Raw genomic sequence first — 13,511 nt, 5'->3', positions numbered from 1 at the left:
TTCTTCTGTAAGTGCTACAGGGATTTGGTTTCCGGCTTGCTGATACCGCCGTAATCGTTAATCGTCTGCCACACAACGCTGCCTGCTGCTCCTGCCGGGAATGCATAGCTCGTACTGCCCTTCGGAGGAACCAGGTCGGCGTCTTTGATTTCCATCCCCCCCACTTTCAGGCTGTAGAACGTGACGTAATACGGGGTCGGATTATTGACCTGCAGCTTGTTGCCGCTGCGGCTGAAAGTGAGCTGTTTGTAGGCTTCAATCGGCAATCCTGGCAATTTAGCGGGCCGGTAGAATAATTTAAGGCGGGATTTCACCACGATTTGTAAGACGTTCTCGCTGTTACCGTCCGAGGCGGGTATTGACTTGACGTTGAGCCAGAATACCGACTCCCGATCCTCCGGCAAATTGCCGCCGGTGCGCACAATGCGCAAAATGTTTTCCTGGTTGGCATCGATACGAAATAGCGGCGGCGTTACGACAAACGGTGCCTTGCTCCCGCTTGCTTCACCCTCAACCCATGACTGCACCAGAAACACACCCGATTGACCTGCTTTCGTCGGGTTGCTGATTGATATGGACGTTTCTTTCTTGCTCCCATCATAAATGACGCGTGTACCGCCAATAACCGTGCTCGCAGACGAGCTCAGGGCGGTCAATAACAACGGAATGGCCATCATGCTGCGCCATGCTGCCTGTTTCATGCTCATTTTTCTGATGTCCTCTGCTGCGCAAATTAAAAAGGCCGTCCCTGGCCGCCAACATTCCTGTGGATTAAAAATCCGTCAATGAGGGGTAAGCGTCTTACTTATAGTTCAGGGTAAACTGTGACACGCCGTTGGCCTGGCCATTCCCCACGGTTGCGGAGGTGGAGACATAACGCGCGATAAACTGCAGCTGCGCGCTACCGTTAGCCAGCGGATAGTCCGCCGAGGCGGTATGTAGCGGAATTACGCCGTTTGCGTCGGAAATTTCTATGCCTACGCCGGTCGCCGCACCCGTTCCCTGGGTGACCTGCAGCAGATTGCTGTTATTGGTGTCGGATGTGCCATCAAACTTCACCGCGGCGCTAGCCAGGCCTGCAGGGCAGCTGCTCAGATTGATCTGGAAAGCTGTAGGTGAAGATTTGGCTCCTGCCGTACCGCCAAATGACGTGTTGGCGATTTGTCCCAGGCTAACCGTCTGGGTTTGAGTGTTAGGAGAAACGGTGCAGGTCTGATCTAAAATCACCCCGTTAAAGTTGATGGTGCCGTCGGCCGCATTAGCCACGTTTATCGTGCCCACAACCGAAGCACCTGTGATTGCCATAGCCAATAAAGTCTTTTTCATTCTTGCTCTCTCTTAAAACATAAATTTTTTAAGAGGAAGTCCATTCATACAGACCACCCCGCATCCATTTACGTCTGGTGAAAATGACAGCATTACGAGCAATTAATAACCCGCCGACATGTCAATTTGGACCATTTTGACCAGTTGGAGGATTTGACTGAAATAAGGCGTATTTTTAGTTTTATTTTAAATCTACGCCGCAAAAGACAGGTTATGATGTGGCATACATTCACGAAGTTAAGTTTTGATAAGATAAGCAAGGTTTGATTGTGAAAAAAATAAAGATGAAATATGGCCAGAATGCACTAGGATGTAACGCGGAAGTGAGGAGCCTCAGAAAGAGGAATCTTGCGTAGGCTATTGATTTACAAAAAGGAATGGCAGGTACCAGGAAAATATACCGGCAATGATTTGACAATATAGAAACATGTAATTATATTACATGACAGTTTGGTCCAAATCGTAAGATACACCTTACAAAATTGTAACAATCAGTACTCCTCCGGAAATTCCCCCTGCCATATATTCTGAAAACGCCGCATATTGCTGGCGGTGTATAAAACCGTGTGTCGAATATTCCGATGCCCCAGGTAATCCTGAATCAGGCGGGTATCAATTCCTTTTTCGGCCATCGCATACCCGCAGGCATGACGCAGCATATGGGGATGAACCGCAACCGATAACCCTGCCCGTTCGCCGCATTCGCGCATGACCTCATAAATCTGCTGCCTTGAGAGCATACCTCCCCGACGTGACAGGAAGAGCCACGGCGAATTTGCCCCTGGCTGCCGCTGCCTTACCTCTAACCAGCGTCTTAAAACGGCCATTTCCGATGCGATTAACGGCTGCTGCGTACAAAGCCCGTTCTTCAGCCGCCGCAGGCTCAGCGAGGCGCTCCCCATATCAATGTCAGAAAGTTTGATTTGGTTGAGTTCGCTTACCCGGCACCCGTGCAGAAAGCACATATATATTAAACAATAGTTTCGCTCCGGATAAAAACTTTCACTCGCCGCAACTAAAAGCGCATTGATCTCAAAGACGGTCAAATGTTTACGTTTTTCCATATCAATCCCTGTTAACCCAAAAAAGGTTGTGAAGTGTACTCTGCTTAATTAGTAAATTAATTTGATCCAGGCCAGCTTATTATATTTTAACCCTGGAAAGATCATGGGAATTGTAACCTGGAAGTGCAATAACCGGGAATAGGTATTCTCGAGGCAGTTTATAAAAATGTTCTTGTTTATCTTTGGTTTACTTTTTTCTCTGGGCAGTGGAAAAACTGACGGAATGCTGAAACTAGGATAATTCTAAGATTCCAAACTTGTTGTAATATATTTAGTTAAAGTGATGAATGATACCAAAATGCTGATGCATGGTTACCAGGCTATTATAGAAGAATATACCGCAGCCGATTAAAAGCACACAATAAATGCCATTTCCAAAATGGTTTCGAATAAGGCAATCATAACTTTTATTTACAATTAAAAATTTATATAAGCATACAACTGCATGGATAAAAATGATGCCGCAAACACAGCACCAATTATTATAATAAATGTAACCTCGGCTGGAATCGACGTCCGGCAATTCTGACATCTTAAGGGTTACGGATGACGCTACGCTTATCTGGCCTGAAGGCAGCATCATCCTCCCGCTATTATCCGTTAACCGCCTTTCTTACTTTCAACCCAAACACGTTGATATACAGCCCCGCCATAATCAGCGCCGCACCGACCAGCTGTGTGGCAGAAAGCGTTTCGTCCAGCAGCAGAGCGGCGCTGGCCATGCCGACTACCGGCACCAGCAGCGACAGCGGCGCAACACGCCAGGTTTTTATTCCGCAAGCTGTATCTGTTCCCCTTTCTCGATGAGCGAGTTAACCGCCGTATCGAAATGGTTCGTCATCGCTTTCATTGCCCCTGCTCCGTCCCTGGCGCATACGCAGTCGCATATCGTCTGGTGAAGCGCCACGATATGGTTCAGCTTCTCATGGGTTTCACTTTGTGCCTCCAGGCCTGCATGTACCGAGAGACGTAACTGCTCGTATAAAGACTGAAGCAGAATGCCAAACAGCGGATTACCGGACGCACGGGCGATAATCAGATGGAAATTGATGTCGTGCTGGATAAACTCACCCGGCCTGAAGATGGTGGCCGCCAGCTGCTCCATTTCCGCCTTCAGCAACAGAAAATCTTCCTCGGTTCCGTTGGCTGCCGCCATCCCCGCACTGCCGATCTCCAGCCAGCGGCGAACGCTAAGAATCTGCGAGACGCTCACCTGGCTTGAGGCAAGCGAAAAACCAAAAATCAGCTGGAGTACGCTGCTGTCGAACGCCTTTACCCGCGGAACCTTGCCGCTTTTTATCTCCAGGATCCCCAGCGCGGAAAGCGAGCGATAGGCTTCCCGAATGACGCCGCGGCTGACGCCCAGTTCCTCAATCAGTTTGATTTCACTCGGCACCGCCATGCCGGGCGTTAACTGCTGCTGGGCGATCATATCCAGAATGTAGTGCTTAACCTGCGAAGACAGCGTATTGCTTTGAATTGGCATCTGAATACCCATGTTGAAAACAGCTCCTGATTCACACGATAGAAATGCCCGCCTGGATGAGCCTTAAAATCATTGACTTAGCTCATCCTACACCCTTGCCAGGCGTCAGGATGCTGACGCTATTCGTCCGGCTGCTGCATTTTACGAAAATGTGAGCCTATCGTCATATATATCAGTCAAGCTATCAACCTGTTTGACAGGTTGATAGGTTGGGTATAGTTTTTCATCAACCGTCCGGCATCCTGTTGCGCCTGGACATTTGAAAAACTATGGAGATAACTATGTGGTCAGATGATAAGGCACTGTTCGAACTCATGCGTCATCGTCTCTTTCCGGCGGTCGTCGGCGATATTCTGGATACGATGGGCTATCTGCATCAATACGTAGCGCCCACCGTTAAGCCTCTGCGTTCGGATATGGTCATTGCGGGAAGAGCCGTGCCGGTTCTGGAAGCTGACGTCTATGAGCTACAGTCCAGCTCAGGCTTCTCCTCCCTCGGGGAAAAGCCTTTCGGCCTGATGTTTGAAGCTCTCGACTCACTCAAAGAAGATGACGTTTACATTGCGACCGGTAGTTCGCTGCGTTATGCGCTCTGGGGCGGGCTGATGTCCACCCGTGCCCGCCACCTGAAAGCTGCCGGGGCGGTGCTGGATGGCTATATTCGTGACAGCAATGAAATTCTCGATCTTAATTTCCCGACCTTCTCCCACGGCACCTATGCGCAGGACCAGGGACCGCGAGGCAAGGTCATTGATTACGGCGTGCCCATCGAATTTAACGGCATCCGCGTCAACCCAGGCGATATCGTCTACGGCGACCGCGACGGCTTACTGATTATTCCTCAGGCAATAGAACGAGATGTGATTACGCAGGCGCTGGAAAAAGTCTCTGTCGAAAATAAAGTTCGCCTCGCCATTCATAGTGGCATGAGCACCGTTGAGGCTTTCGATAAATTTGGCGTGATGTAATTCCCCTGCTATTTGATCCTGGCTTGCGCACCTGTTTTCGCGTCGGCCATTACAGACGAGTCAACTTATGAAACAGAGAAATAAGGTCGTTACCCTTCTGTTCATTGCGGGCGTTATAAATTATCTGGACCGGGCCGCATTTTCCGTCGCCATGCCCTATATAAAAGATTATTTGTCTTTGTCACCTACTGAAATTGGACTTATGCTCAGCAGCTTTTTCTTTGGCTATGCGCTGTTTAATTTTGTCGGCGGCTATCTTTCCGATCTGTTCGGGCCTCGCAAAGTTATGGCGATCGCCATGCTCTCCTGGTCTTTATTTTGTGGGCTAACGGGCCTGGCATTCAGCTATATTATTCTGTTTATTATTCGGGTGCTTTTCGGCATGAGCGAAGGGCCAATCAGCACCAACGTTAATAAAGTTATCACCAATTGGGTTCCTGTCCATGAACGAGCCAAAGCGATAGGTATTGCTAATGCCGGGAATCCGCTGGGGGGAGCCATTGCAGGGCCAATCGCAGGCTTTCTGATTGTCATGTGGAACTGGCGCGTCGCGTTTATCGTTCTGATGTGTCTCGGCTTTGTCTGGGCCTTTTACTGGTTAAAATCGTTTACCGATAAACCAGAAAACCACCCGACAATCGCCCAATCAGAAATCGACGAGTATCACGCCTCGCTGCAGCATACCGCCGCCAGCCAGACCGCACAGGCTAAGCTGCCGCTGCGTTTCTTTCTGACGCAACCCTTAGTGCTGGCTACCGGCATCGCATTTTTTGCGATTAACTATATTCTCTATTTCTTTCTGACCTGGTTTCCCAGCTATCTGTCGATGGCGAAGGGCCTGAATATCACCGAAATGAGTATGGCTTCCGCTATTCCGTGGCTGCTTGGTAGCGTAGGGATGGTGATTGGCGGAACAGTTTCTGATTATATTTTTAAGAAAACCGGGAAATTACTCTTTGCCAGAAAGCTGCTGATTGTTGCCGGGCTCATTATCTCCGCAATCTGTATTGTTTTTGCGGGTATCGTACAGTCGGTAGAGCATGCCGTTATTATGATGTCGCTGGGCATTTTCTTTATGTACCTGGCCGCATCCTCCCCGTGGTCGATTATTTCAGACAGTATTTCTCCGGATAAAGTTGGCGGCGTCGGCGGCTTTGTTCACCTGCTGGCAAATTCGTCGGGAATGATCGCCCCTATTCTCACCGGACTTATTGTTGATTACACGGGCGGTAATTTTATCGCTGCCTTTGCGCTGGCTGGCGTCGTGGGCGTAATAGGTGCATTAAGCGTGGCCTTCTTTGTCCGGCCAATAAAAACCACAAACAAAAAGAATGCCTTTTTGTCAGAGGCAGATGCCTGAGGATGACATTATGAAAGCATTAACAATTGATAAAAATAGTCTTACCCACTTTGTAGAACTCCCCGAACCCACAATTGGAGAGAACGACGTGCTGGTACATGTGCAGCGCGTTGGCCTGTGCGGTTCAGATTTAAATACTTACCGCGGTTTTAACCCGCTCGTTGTTTATCCCTGTATTCCAGGCCATGAAATTGGTGGTGAAGTGCTGCGCGTCGGAAAAAGTGTCACTACCGTCACCGCGGGGGACCGCGTTGTTGTCCTGCCCTGTACGGACTGCGGCGTTTGCAGCAGTTGCCTGGCCGGAAGGCCTAACGCCTGCAAAAACAATCAGACGCTCGGCGTGCAGCGCGCGGGGGGCATGTCACAAAAGCTGGTTGTTCCTGCCGCTAAGGTGCAGGTCAACAATGCCCTGAGCTGCGACGAGCTGGCGCTGGTCGAACCGCTGGCCGTGGGACTGCATGCCGCGCGTCGGGGCGCCATTCAGATTGGCGAATGGGTGGCGGTGATAGGCTGCGGGGTGATCGGGCTGGGGGCTATTACGGCCGCCGCCGCCCAGGGAGCCAGGGTCATCGCTATTGATATCGACGACCGCAAGCAGGCCGTTGCCCGTGCCTGCGGCGCGGCGGTATTTATTAACAGCAAGCTTACGGACCTGGCCGGAGAGCTGGAAAAGATCGATCAGGGACGAGGCCCGGCGCTGGTTATTGAAGCCGTCGGCCAGAGCTCCACGATTGAACAGGCCAGTGAGCTGGTCGCCTTCAGCGGACGTATCGTCTATGTCGGCTACGCCAAATACCCCGTCACCTTTAACAGCGCCGTGTTCTTACTCAAAGAGCTGGATATTCGCGGTTCGCGCAATGCTACCGCCAGCGACTTCCGGGCGGTACAGGCGCTAATGGAACAGGGCCGTTACCCCCTGAACCAGATAATCAGCGCGCATTATCCGCTGGAGCTGGCCGGGGAAGCCTTTGCGGCCTGGGCTGCCGACCCTGGCGCGATAACCAAGATCCTCATCAACCTTTGAATACTCACTCAACCGGGAAATATAATCATGCTTAAGAACGCATTTTCACTGGAAGGTAAAACCGCCCTTATCACCGGCTCGGCCAGCGGCCTGGGCTACGCCATGGCGGAATGTATGATTGCCAGCGGGGCCAGAGTCGTGATTGCCGATTTGAACGGCGAGCTGGCGAAACAGGCCGCTGAACGCCTCGGCCCGCAGGCAATCGCCGCGCAATTTGACGTCAGCAAAACGAACGAAGCACCTGCGTTTATCGATGCCCTGCTCGGCAAAGTCGGCCAGATAGATATCCTGGTCAACAATGCGGGTAACCACTGTAAAAAGCCTATCGAAGAGATGAGCGTGGCAGATTTTGAATCCGTGCTGGACGTGCATGTCGTCGGCGCGTTTGCCCTGACCAAAGCGCTGGTGCCGCATATGAAGCAGCACGGCAACGCCAGCATTCTCTTTACTGCCTCAATGACCTCGTTCCTCGGCCAGCCGTACGTTGCAGGATATGCGGCGGCGAAGTCTGCCTATCTTGGGCTTATCCGAGCCCTGACCACCGAGCTGTCCGGTGCCGGGATCCGTATTAACGGTATCGCGCCCGGCTGGATTGACACGCCAATGCTGCGCAAAGCCATCGAAGGCGATGACGAGCGCAAAAATAAAATTTTGGGCCGCACGCCGATGAAGAAATTTGGCAAGCCGGAGGATATCGGCTGGGCGGCAACCTACCTGGCTTCCGACGCGGCAGCATTCGTCAGCGGCCAGGTGCTGGTCGTCGACGGCGGCGCGCTTATCGGCTTCTGATTCTCTGCGCCACCGGACGTTTACCGGTGGCGTTTCTTCATCCTGATAAGAGTGGAAGAAAATATGGAGCAGGTCGTCTACAAGATTAATCAGGCAGACAACGTCGCCACGGCCCTTACCCCGGTAAGCCCAGGTCTGGCACAGCTGCGTGGTGCGGCCGTCGCCACCGTGGAGGCCCACGAAGCCATCAAAATGGGTCATAAAATTGCCCTGCTACCGATCCCCTGCGGCGCACAAATTATTAAATACGGCATCAGCATTGGCTGTGCCACCCGGGATATCCGCCAGGGCGACTGGGTGCATCTGCACGTTATGCGCAGCAACTACGATGAGCGGTCATCTCATCTCGATGTCGTGACCGGAGCGCCTAAGGATGTGAAATATGAATAGATTAGATCTGCTTAAAAACATGACCTGGCAAGGTTATCAGCGGCAAAACGGCACCCAGGGTATTCGTAATAAAATCCTCGTGATCTACACCGTTGAGTGCGCGCATTTTGTGGCGGATAAAATCGTCGCTGAAATAAACGACCCGGAAGTTGAGGTCGTTGGGTTTTCCGGCTGTACCGATAACGAATACGCCGTGAGGATGCTCATCTCGCTGATCCGTCATCCCAACGTGGGTGCCGTCCTCGCCGTGGGCCTGGGCTGTGAATACATCCAGCCAGAGTGGCTGAGCAATATCGCCCGCGAAGAGGGCAAGCCCAGCGGCTGGTTCTTTATCCAGCAGGCCGGCGGAACGAAAAGCAGCGTTGCCCGCGGGGTGAAAAACATCCGCGAAATGAAGACAAAATTGGCCAGCACGCCGCGAAGCTCGATGGGGTTTAATGACTTAATCATCGGCAGCGAATGCGGCGGCAGCGACTACACCAGCGGGCTTGCGGGTAACGTCGCCGTGGGTAATTTTTACGACTGGCTGGTTGACGCCGGGGGCACCGCTATTTTCGAAGAGATCGTCGAGGCCATCGGGCTGCTGGACCTCCTCTCCTCCCGCGCCGCCAGCGATTCGGCCAGAAGCGAAATTGTGGCGACCTACAATAAGGCGCTGGAGTACTGTAAATCTGTGCGCCAGTATTCCGTCAGCCCAGGCAATTTTGCCGGCGGTCTGTCTACCATCGAAGAAAAAAGCATGGGGGCGGTGATAAAAAGCGGCTCGCGCCCGATTCAGGGCGTGCTGAAGGTCAGCGGCAAACCAAAGCACAAAGGCCTGTGGCTGCTCGACTCTACCCCAGACCCGCACTGGATGCAGTTCGGCATCACCAACCCTAATGACAACGAAGGGTTGATGGATTTGATCTCCTGCGGCAGCCACATCATCTTCTTCGTCACCGGGCGCGGCAGCGTGGTGGGCTCGGCGGTAGCCCCGGTGATTAAACTCACCGGCAACAGCCAGACCTACGAAAATATGATTGATGATATGGATGTGGACGCGGGCCGTGTCCTGAGCGGCGACATTTCGCAGGACGAGCTGAGCGCAGAGATCGCCGAGCTGGTGATGGCGATTGCCCGCGGCAAAATGAGCAAGAGCGAGCAGCAAGGGCATAAAGAGTATTTCATCCCCTACAAATACCAGAGCAAAGAGGTGCTCATCCCCCTTCGTTGCGAAAGTTAATTAGCATGGATGACGCTGCGCTTATTCGCCCTGCATGCAGCGTCACCCATCGTTTTTATCCCGCCACTGGCTTACGAATTCTTAACCCAAACACGTTGATATACAGCCCCGCCATAATCAGCGCCGCACCGACCAGCTGTGTGGCAGACAGCGTTTCGTCCAGCAGCAGAGCGGCGCTGGCCATGCCGACTACCGGCACCAGCAGCGACAGCGGCGCAACACGCCAGGTTTCATAGCGGCCCAGCAGGCTGCCCCAGATGCCGTAACCAACGATGGTGGCGACAAAGGCGAGATAGACCAGCGACGCGACGGTGACAAAATCGATAGCCACCAGGCTTTGCAGCATAACCGCCGGGCCGTCCATCAGCAGGCTTGCTACAAAGAACGGTATAACCGGAATCAGCGCGCTCCATACCACCAGCGACATGATCGGCGGGCGTGAGGCCAGCTGCATAATTTTTTTATTGAAGATGTTGCCGCACGCCCAGCTGAACGCCGCCGCCAGCGTCAGCATAAAGCCCAGCAGCGCGACGTGCTCGCCGCCGAGGCTGCCCTCAATCAGGATCAGCACGCCGATGACCGCAAGCGCAATACCGGCAATCTGTTTCGTCTGTAAACGTTCCCGGAAGGCAAAGGCCCCCAGAATAATGGTGAAAAATGCCTGCGCCTGTAATACCAGCGACGCAAGCCCGGCAGGCATGCCGAATTTAATAGCGCTGAACAGAAAGGCGAACTGCCCAAAGCTGATGGTCAGGGCATAGGCCGCAAGTAATCGAAATGGGATGCGGGGACGGGCGACAAATAACAGCGCGGGGAATGCGACAAGCAAAAAGCGTAACCCTGCCAGCAGCAGCGGCGGCATATTGTGCAGCCCCATTTTAATCACTACGAAATTAAGTCCCCACACTACGACCACCAGCATCGCCAGCAATCCGTCTTTACGCGTCATACCCTGCCCCTGTTAGTAATAATTTTGTTAAAACCTATGCCTAAAACAGCGCGCTGAACAGATACAGATCGCAATTAATGACTGCCATACAGATTTGCTATGGCGTGCACCTGCCATAATCAGTACCTGTACACGCCTGTTTCTTCATGATAAATCTGACGATCTGACAGCGCGATCCCCATGATAACGATAAAATGACGATCTATAAGAAGTGGTTTTCCGGTAAGGCATTATCAACAAGCGTGTTACTTATCGCCTCCCTGCTGCTCACCGTGGGACGCGGCCTGACCCTGCCGTTTATGACGATTTATCTGTCCCGCCAGTACGGCATGCCGCTAAAAGAGATCGGCTTTGCTCTGACGCTGGCCCTGACGGCAGGCGTTGTCTTCAGCCTGTGGTTCGGCATTCTTGCGGATAAATTCGATAAAAAAATCTATATGCTGCTGTCGATTGCTCTCTTCCTCGGCGGTTTTATCGCTATTCCGCTGGTCAATAATGCCGTGCTGGTCGTGGTGTTTTACTCGCTGATCAACTGCGCCTACTCCGTCTTTGCCACGGTGCTGAAAGGCTATTTTTCCGACACGCTGGAAATCCACCAGAAGCCGAAAATCTTCTCGCTCAACTACACGTTTGCCAACATCGGCTGGACGGTTGGGCCGCCGATCGGCACGCTTGCGGTGCTTTACAGCACTAACCTGCCGTTCTGGCTCTCCGGCCTGACGGCGGTGATCCCGTTTATTCTCATCAGCCGCTATGTGCGCAGCGCCCCGGTTAACGAAAACGCGCAGCCGGGCACCACGGTGCTTTCACCGCGCACAATGTTGAAAGACCGGGCGTTGATGTATTTCACCCTTTCGGCGTTTCTTGGCTCGCTGGTCTACGGATCTTTTGCCGCCTGCCTGTCGCAGTATGCAATTGCCATTTCCGACTCTGGCCTCGCGGAAAAAGTCGTCGGCGTGGTGCTGCCGGTGAACGCTTTTGTGGTGGTTGTTTTTCAGTACATGGTAGGAAAGCGAATCCGCCCGGATAACATCAGGAAACTGATGTTCTGCGGCACCCTGTTCTTTATGGCCGGGCTGGCCGGTTTTATGCTTTCGGGAAGCAACCTGCTGTTGTGGGGGATTTCCGCCGCCGTGTTCACCGTCGGGGAACTTATTTACGCGCCGGGGGAGTATATGCTGGTGGATAACATCGCCCCGTCGGGCCTGAAGGCGAGCTACTTCGCGGCCCAGCAGCTGGGATGGCTGGGGGGAGCCTGTAATCCGATGATCACCGGGCTGCTGCTGACGTGGTTTTCGCCGTCGATGCTTTTCGTGGTGCTGATGGCGGCGATTGCGCTGGCTTATTTCATGATTGTGCGGGGAATGGCCGTGAAGTCACCGACCATTCCCTCCATGTTTTAAAGCAAATCTCGCGGGATCTGCGCGGCCAGCTCTTCACGCAGGCTGGAAAGCGTGCGCTGCTGCTTGCCCGCTGGCAGATTGGCGTCAGACAGCCAGGCCTCAAATGCTTCCTTAACCAGCGGCCATTCGCCGTCGATAATGGAAAACCAGGCCGTGTCGCGCGTTCTGCCTTTGTAGATCAGCAGCTGGCGGAACACGCCTTCAAAGCGAAAGCCAAGACGCAGGGCGGCGCTGCGCGACGGGGCGTTCAGGCTGTCGCACTTCCACTCATAGCGGCGATAGCCCAGCTCGTCAAAAGCATACTTCATCAGCAGATAGTGTGCTTCCGTGGCCTGCACGGTGCGCTTCAGCTCCGGTGAAAAAGTCACAAAGCCCACTTCCATCACGCCGTTTGTCGGGTCGATACGCATCAGCGCAATCGTGCCCAGCGCGTGTCCGGTCGCATTGTCGATAATGGTGTAATGCAGCGGATCGCTGCTCGCGGCCGTAGTCACGATGTGCTCCGCAAACTGCGCTTCGCTGGCAAACGGCCCTATGCCCAGATAGGTCCAGTCGCGACCGTCCTGCGCCTTGCCCCAGGCTTTGAGCAACGACTTTGTGTGGGCTTCGGGATCCAGAGGTTCAAGACGGCAGTATTTTCCCTCCAGCACCACGCGCTGGGGAAGAGGACGCGCCTGCCAGTCGGGCATCGCGTCGCCAATCGGTTGCAGATATTCATTTACAGAGCCAGTCAAAACAAACCTCCGGGAACGGTGAGCGGTGACCCTGACTATAGTGCTAAAGTGGCCTTACCCATAGGGCCAGAAAGGCGTCATTCTGTAAGACCACTTTTTAGATTGCCACCAGCCCGCGAACGCCCTCCGTTTCCATATCCCTTCCCGCTCCCCGCTGCACAATCGAACCGCGTGACATCACCAGATAGCTGTCCGCCAGCCCGGCGGCAAAATCGTAGAACTGCTCCACCAGCAGAATGGCCATATCGCCTCTTGCGGCAAGCTGGCTGATGACCAGGCCTATCTCCTTGATCACCGACGGCTGAATGCCCTCGGTCGGCTCATCAAGAATTAACAGCTGCGGTCTGCATGCCAGCGCACGGCCAATCGCCAGCTGCTGCTGTTGCCCACCGGAGAGATCGCCACCGCGACGCAGCTTCATCTCTTTCAAAACCGGGAAAAGTTGATAAATCTCTTCCGGCACCTGCTTAGCGTCCCGCCCCGCAAAGCGTGAAAGCCCCATCAGCAGGTTTTCCTCTACCGTCAGACGGGGAAAGATTTCTCTTCCCTGCGGCACGTAGGCAATGCCCGCCTGGACCCGCTGATGCGGTTTACGGGAAGTGATATTTTTCTGCTGCCAGCTGACGCTGCCCGATTTCGCCGGGATCAGCCCCATCAGGCATTTAAGCAGCGTGCTTTTTCCCACGCCGTTACGCCCCAGCAGGCAGGTAACCTCGCCGATTTTTGCTTCAAACGATACGCCGCGCAGGATGTGGCTGCCGCCGTAAAACTGGTTGAGTTCGTTAACTTGTAGCAT

General features: G+C 53.3%; 14 protein-coding genes and 1 pseudogene. 7 read left to right on the top strand and 8 right to left on the bottom strand.

Going from position 1 to position 13,511, the window contains the following annotated elements:
• Positions 1–14 precede the first annotated feature (14 nt).
• The 5 genes and pseudogenes from AAE045_RS05715 to AAE045_RS05695 form a co-directional block, all read right to left on the bottom strand.
• Positions 15–701 carry a fimbrial biogenesis chaperone gene (locus AAE045_RS05715; protein WP_455546862.1) on the bottom strand — a complete coding sequence of 229 codons (687 nt, stop codon included), beginning with the start codon at positions 699–701 and terminating at the stop codon, positions 15–17.
• A 100-nt stretch (positions 702–801) separates the two neighbouring features.
• Complete coding sequence (locus AAE045_RS05710; protein WP_455546861.1) at positions 802–1,326, bottom strand: fimbrial protein; 525 nt, start codon at positions 1,324–1,326, stop codon at positions 802–804.
• Between the two features lie 491 nt (positions 1,327–1,817).
• Positions 1,818–2,390: a tyrosine-type DNA invertase gene (locus AAE045_RS05705; RefSeq protein ID WP_455546860.1), complete on the bottom strand. Its 573-nt coding sequence runs from the start codon at positions 2,388–2,390 to the stop codon at positions 1,818–1,820.
• Positions 2,391–2,983: 593 nt separating this feature from the next.
• Positions 2,984–3,160 (bottom strand): annotated as a pseudogene (locus AAE045_RS05700) (EamA family transporter); the annotation flags it as partial.
• Positions 3,160–3,888: a FadR/GntR family transcriptional regulator gene (locus AAE045_RS05695; protein ID WP_455546859.1), complete on the bottom strand. Its 729-nt coding sequence runs from the start codon at positions 3,886–3,888 to the stop codon at positions 3,160–3,162. The gene AAE045_RS05695 and the pseudogene AAE045_RS05700, both read right to left, overlap by 1 nt.
• A gap of 269 nt (positions 3,889–4,157) precedes the next feature.
• Between AAE045_RS05695 and AAE045_RS05690 the strand changes: the two genes are divergently transcribed.
• The 6 genes from AAE045_RS05690 (at position 4,158) to AAE045_RS05665 (ending at position 9,629) form a co-directional block, all read left to right on the top strand.
• On the top strand, positions 4,158–4,844 hold the full coding sequence (locus tag AAE045_RS05690) for an RraA family protein (protein WP_455546858.1): 687 nt from the start codon (positions 4,158–4,160) through the stop codon (positions 4,842–4,844).
• A gap of 67 nt (positions 4,845–4,911) precedes the next feature.
• Positions 4,912–6,204, top strand: a complete 1,293-nt coding sequence (locus AAE045_RS05685) for an MFS transporter (protein ID WP_455546857.1) — start codon at positions 4,912–4,914, stop codon at positions 6,202–6,204.
• A 10-nt stretch (positions 6,205–6,214) separates the two neighbouring features.
• Positions 6,215–7,228, top strand: coding sequence for a zinc-binding alcohol dehydrogenase family protein (locus AAE045_RS05680; RefSeq protein ID WP_455546856.1), 1,014 nt, complete (start codon positions 6,215–6,217; stop codon positions 7,226–7,228).
• A 27-nt stretch (positions 7,229–7,255) separates the two neighbouring features.
• Positions 7,256–8,017 (top strand): SDR family NAD(P)-dependent oxidoreductase, encoded by a 762-nt coding sequence (locus AAE045_RS05675; RefSeq protein ID WP_455546855.1) that lies wholly within the window; start codon positions 7,256–7,258, stop codon positions 8,015–8,017.
• Positions 8,018–8,080: 63 nt separating this feature from the next.
• Entirely contained in the window at positions 8,081–8,407 is a 327-nt protein-coding gene (locus tag AAE045_RS05670; RefSeq protein WP_455546854.1) for a UxaA family hydrolase, read from the top strand.
• Positions 8,400–9,629 carry a UxaA family hydrolase gene (locus AAE045_RS05665; RefSeq protein ID WP_455546853.1) on the top strand — a complete coding sequence of 410 codons (1,230 nt, stop codon included), beginning with the start codon at positions 8,400–8,402 and terminating at the stop codon, positions 9,627–9,629. The genes AAE045_RS05670 and AAE045_RS05665 overlap by 8 nt, the downstream gene beginning before the upstream one ends.
• 55 nt (positions 9,630–9,684) lie before the next feature.
• Here AAE045_RS05665 and eamA read toward each other — a convergent pair whose 3' ends face one another.
• Positions 9,685–10,578 (bottom strand): O-acetylserine/cysteine exporter, encoded by an 894-nt coding sequence (gene eamA, locus AAE045_RS05660; protein WP_455546852.1) that lies wholly within the window; start codon positions 10,576–10,578, stop codon positions 9,685–9,687.
• Between the two features lie 194 nt (positions 10,579–10,772).
• Here eamA and ydeE point away from each other — a divergent pair, with 194 nt between their 5' ends.
• The gene (ydeE, locus tag AAE045_RS05655) at positions 10,773–11,981 is read left to right on the top strand and encodes an efflux MFS transporter YdeE (RefSeq protein ID WP_455546851.1); all 1,209 of its coding nucleotides are present in this window, start codon (positions 10,773–10,775) and stop codon (positions 11,979–11,981) included.
• On the opposite strand, the gene AAE045_RS05650 is transcribed toward ydeE, so the two are convergent.
• Together AAE045_RS05650 and urtE are read right to left on the bottom strand one after the other, a co-directional pair.
• Positions 11,978–12,670 carry a GNAT family N-acetyltransferase gene (locus AAE045_RS05650; RefSeq protein WP_455547171.1) on the bottom strand — a complete coding sequence of 231 codons (693 nt, stop codon included), beginning with the start codon at positions 12,668–12,670 and terminating at the stop codon, positions 11,978–11,980. The genes ydeE and AAE045_RS05650 overlap by 4 nt on opposite strands.
• Before the next feature lie 142 nt (positions 12,671–12,812).
• Complete coding sequence (urtE, locus tag AAE045_RS05645) at positions 12,813–13,511, bottom strand: urea ABC transporter ATP-binding subunit UrtE (protein ID WP_455546850.1); 699 nt, start codon at positions 13,509–13,511, stop codon at positions 12,813–12,815.

It is taken from the genome of Dryocola clanedunensis, from assembly GCF_038405435.1.
Lineage (GTDB): Bacteria > Pseudomonadota > Gammaproteobacteria > Enterobacterales > Enterobacteriaceae > Dryocola > Dryocola clanedunensis_A.
Note: the sequence above shows the minus strand (reverse complement) of the source record. Positions and strands in the feature narration are given on the sequence as shown.

Excerpts from the sequence above, each read along its gene's own strand:
- AAE045_RS05715 (WP_455546862.1), bottom strand. The coding sequence starts at position 701 with ATGAAACAGGCAGCATGGCGCAGCATGATGGCCATTCCGTTGTTATTG.
- AAE045_RS05650 (WP_455547171.1), bottom strand. The coding sequence starts at position 12,670 with ATGCCCGACTGGCAGGCGCGTCCTCTTCCCCAGCGCGTGGTGCTGGAG.
- AAE045_RS05670 (WP_455546854.1), top strand. The coding sequence starts at position 8,081 with ATGGAGCAGGTCGTCTACAAGATTAATCAGGCAGACAACGTCGCCACG.
- AAE045_RS05705 (WP_455546860.1), bottom strand. The coding sequence starts at position 2,390 with ATGGAAAAACGTAAACATTTGACCGTCTTTGAGATCAATGCGCTTTTA.
- AAE045_RS05680 (WP_455546856.1), top strand. The coding sequence starts at position 6,215 with ATGAAAGCATTAACAATTGATAAAAATAGTCTTACCCACTTTGTAGAA.
- AAE045_RS05685 (WP_455546857.1), top strand. The coding sequence starts at position 4,912 with ATGAAACAGAGAAATAAGGTCGTTACCCTTCTGTTCATTGCGGGCGTT.
- AAE045_RS05710 (WP_455546861.1), bottom strand. The coding sequence starts at position 1,326 with ATGAAAAAGACTTTATTGGCTATGGCAATCACAGGTGCTTCGGTTGTG.
- AAE045_RS05665 (WP_455546853.1), top strand. The coding sequence starts at position 8,400 with ATGAATAGATTAGATCTGCTTAAAAACATGACCTGGCAAGGTTATCAG.
- AAE045_RS05695 (WP_455546859.1), bottom strand. The coding sequence starts at position 3,888 with ATGGGTATTCAGATGCCAATTCAAAGCAATACGCTGTCTTCGCAGGTT.
- AAE045_RS05690 (WP_455546858.1), top strand. The coding sequence starts at position 4,158 with ATGTGGTCAGATGATAAGGCACTGTTCGAACTCATGCGTCATCGTCTC.
- eamA (WP_455546852.1), bottom strand. The coding sequence starts at position 10,578 with ATGACGCGTAAAGACGGATTGCTGGCGATGCTGGTGGTCGTAGTGTGG.
- urtE (WP_455546850.1), bottom strand. The coding sequence starts at position 13,511 with ATGCTACAAGTTAACGAACTCAACCAGTTTTACGGCGGCAGCCACATC.
- ydeE (WP_455546851.1), top strand. The coding sequence starts at position 10,773 with ATGACGATCTATAAGAAGTGGTTTTCCGGTAAGGCATTATCAACAAGC.
- AAE045_RS05675 (WP_455546855.1), top strand. The coding sequence starts at position 7,256 with ATGCTTAAGAACGCATTTTCACTGGAAGGTAAAACCGCCCTTATCACC.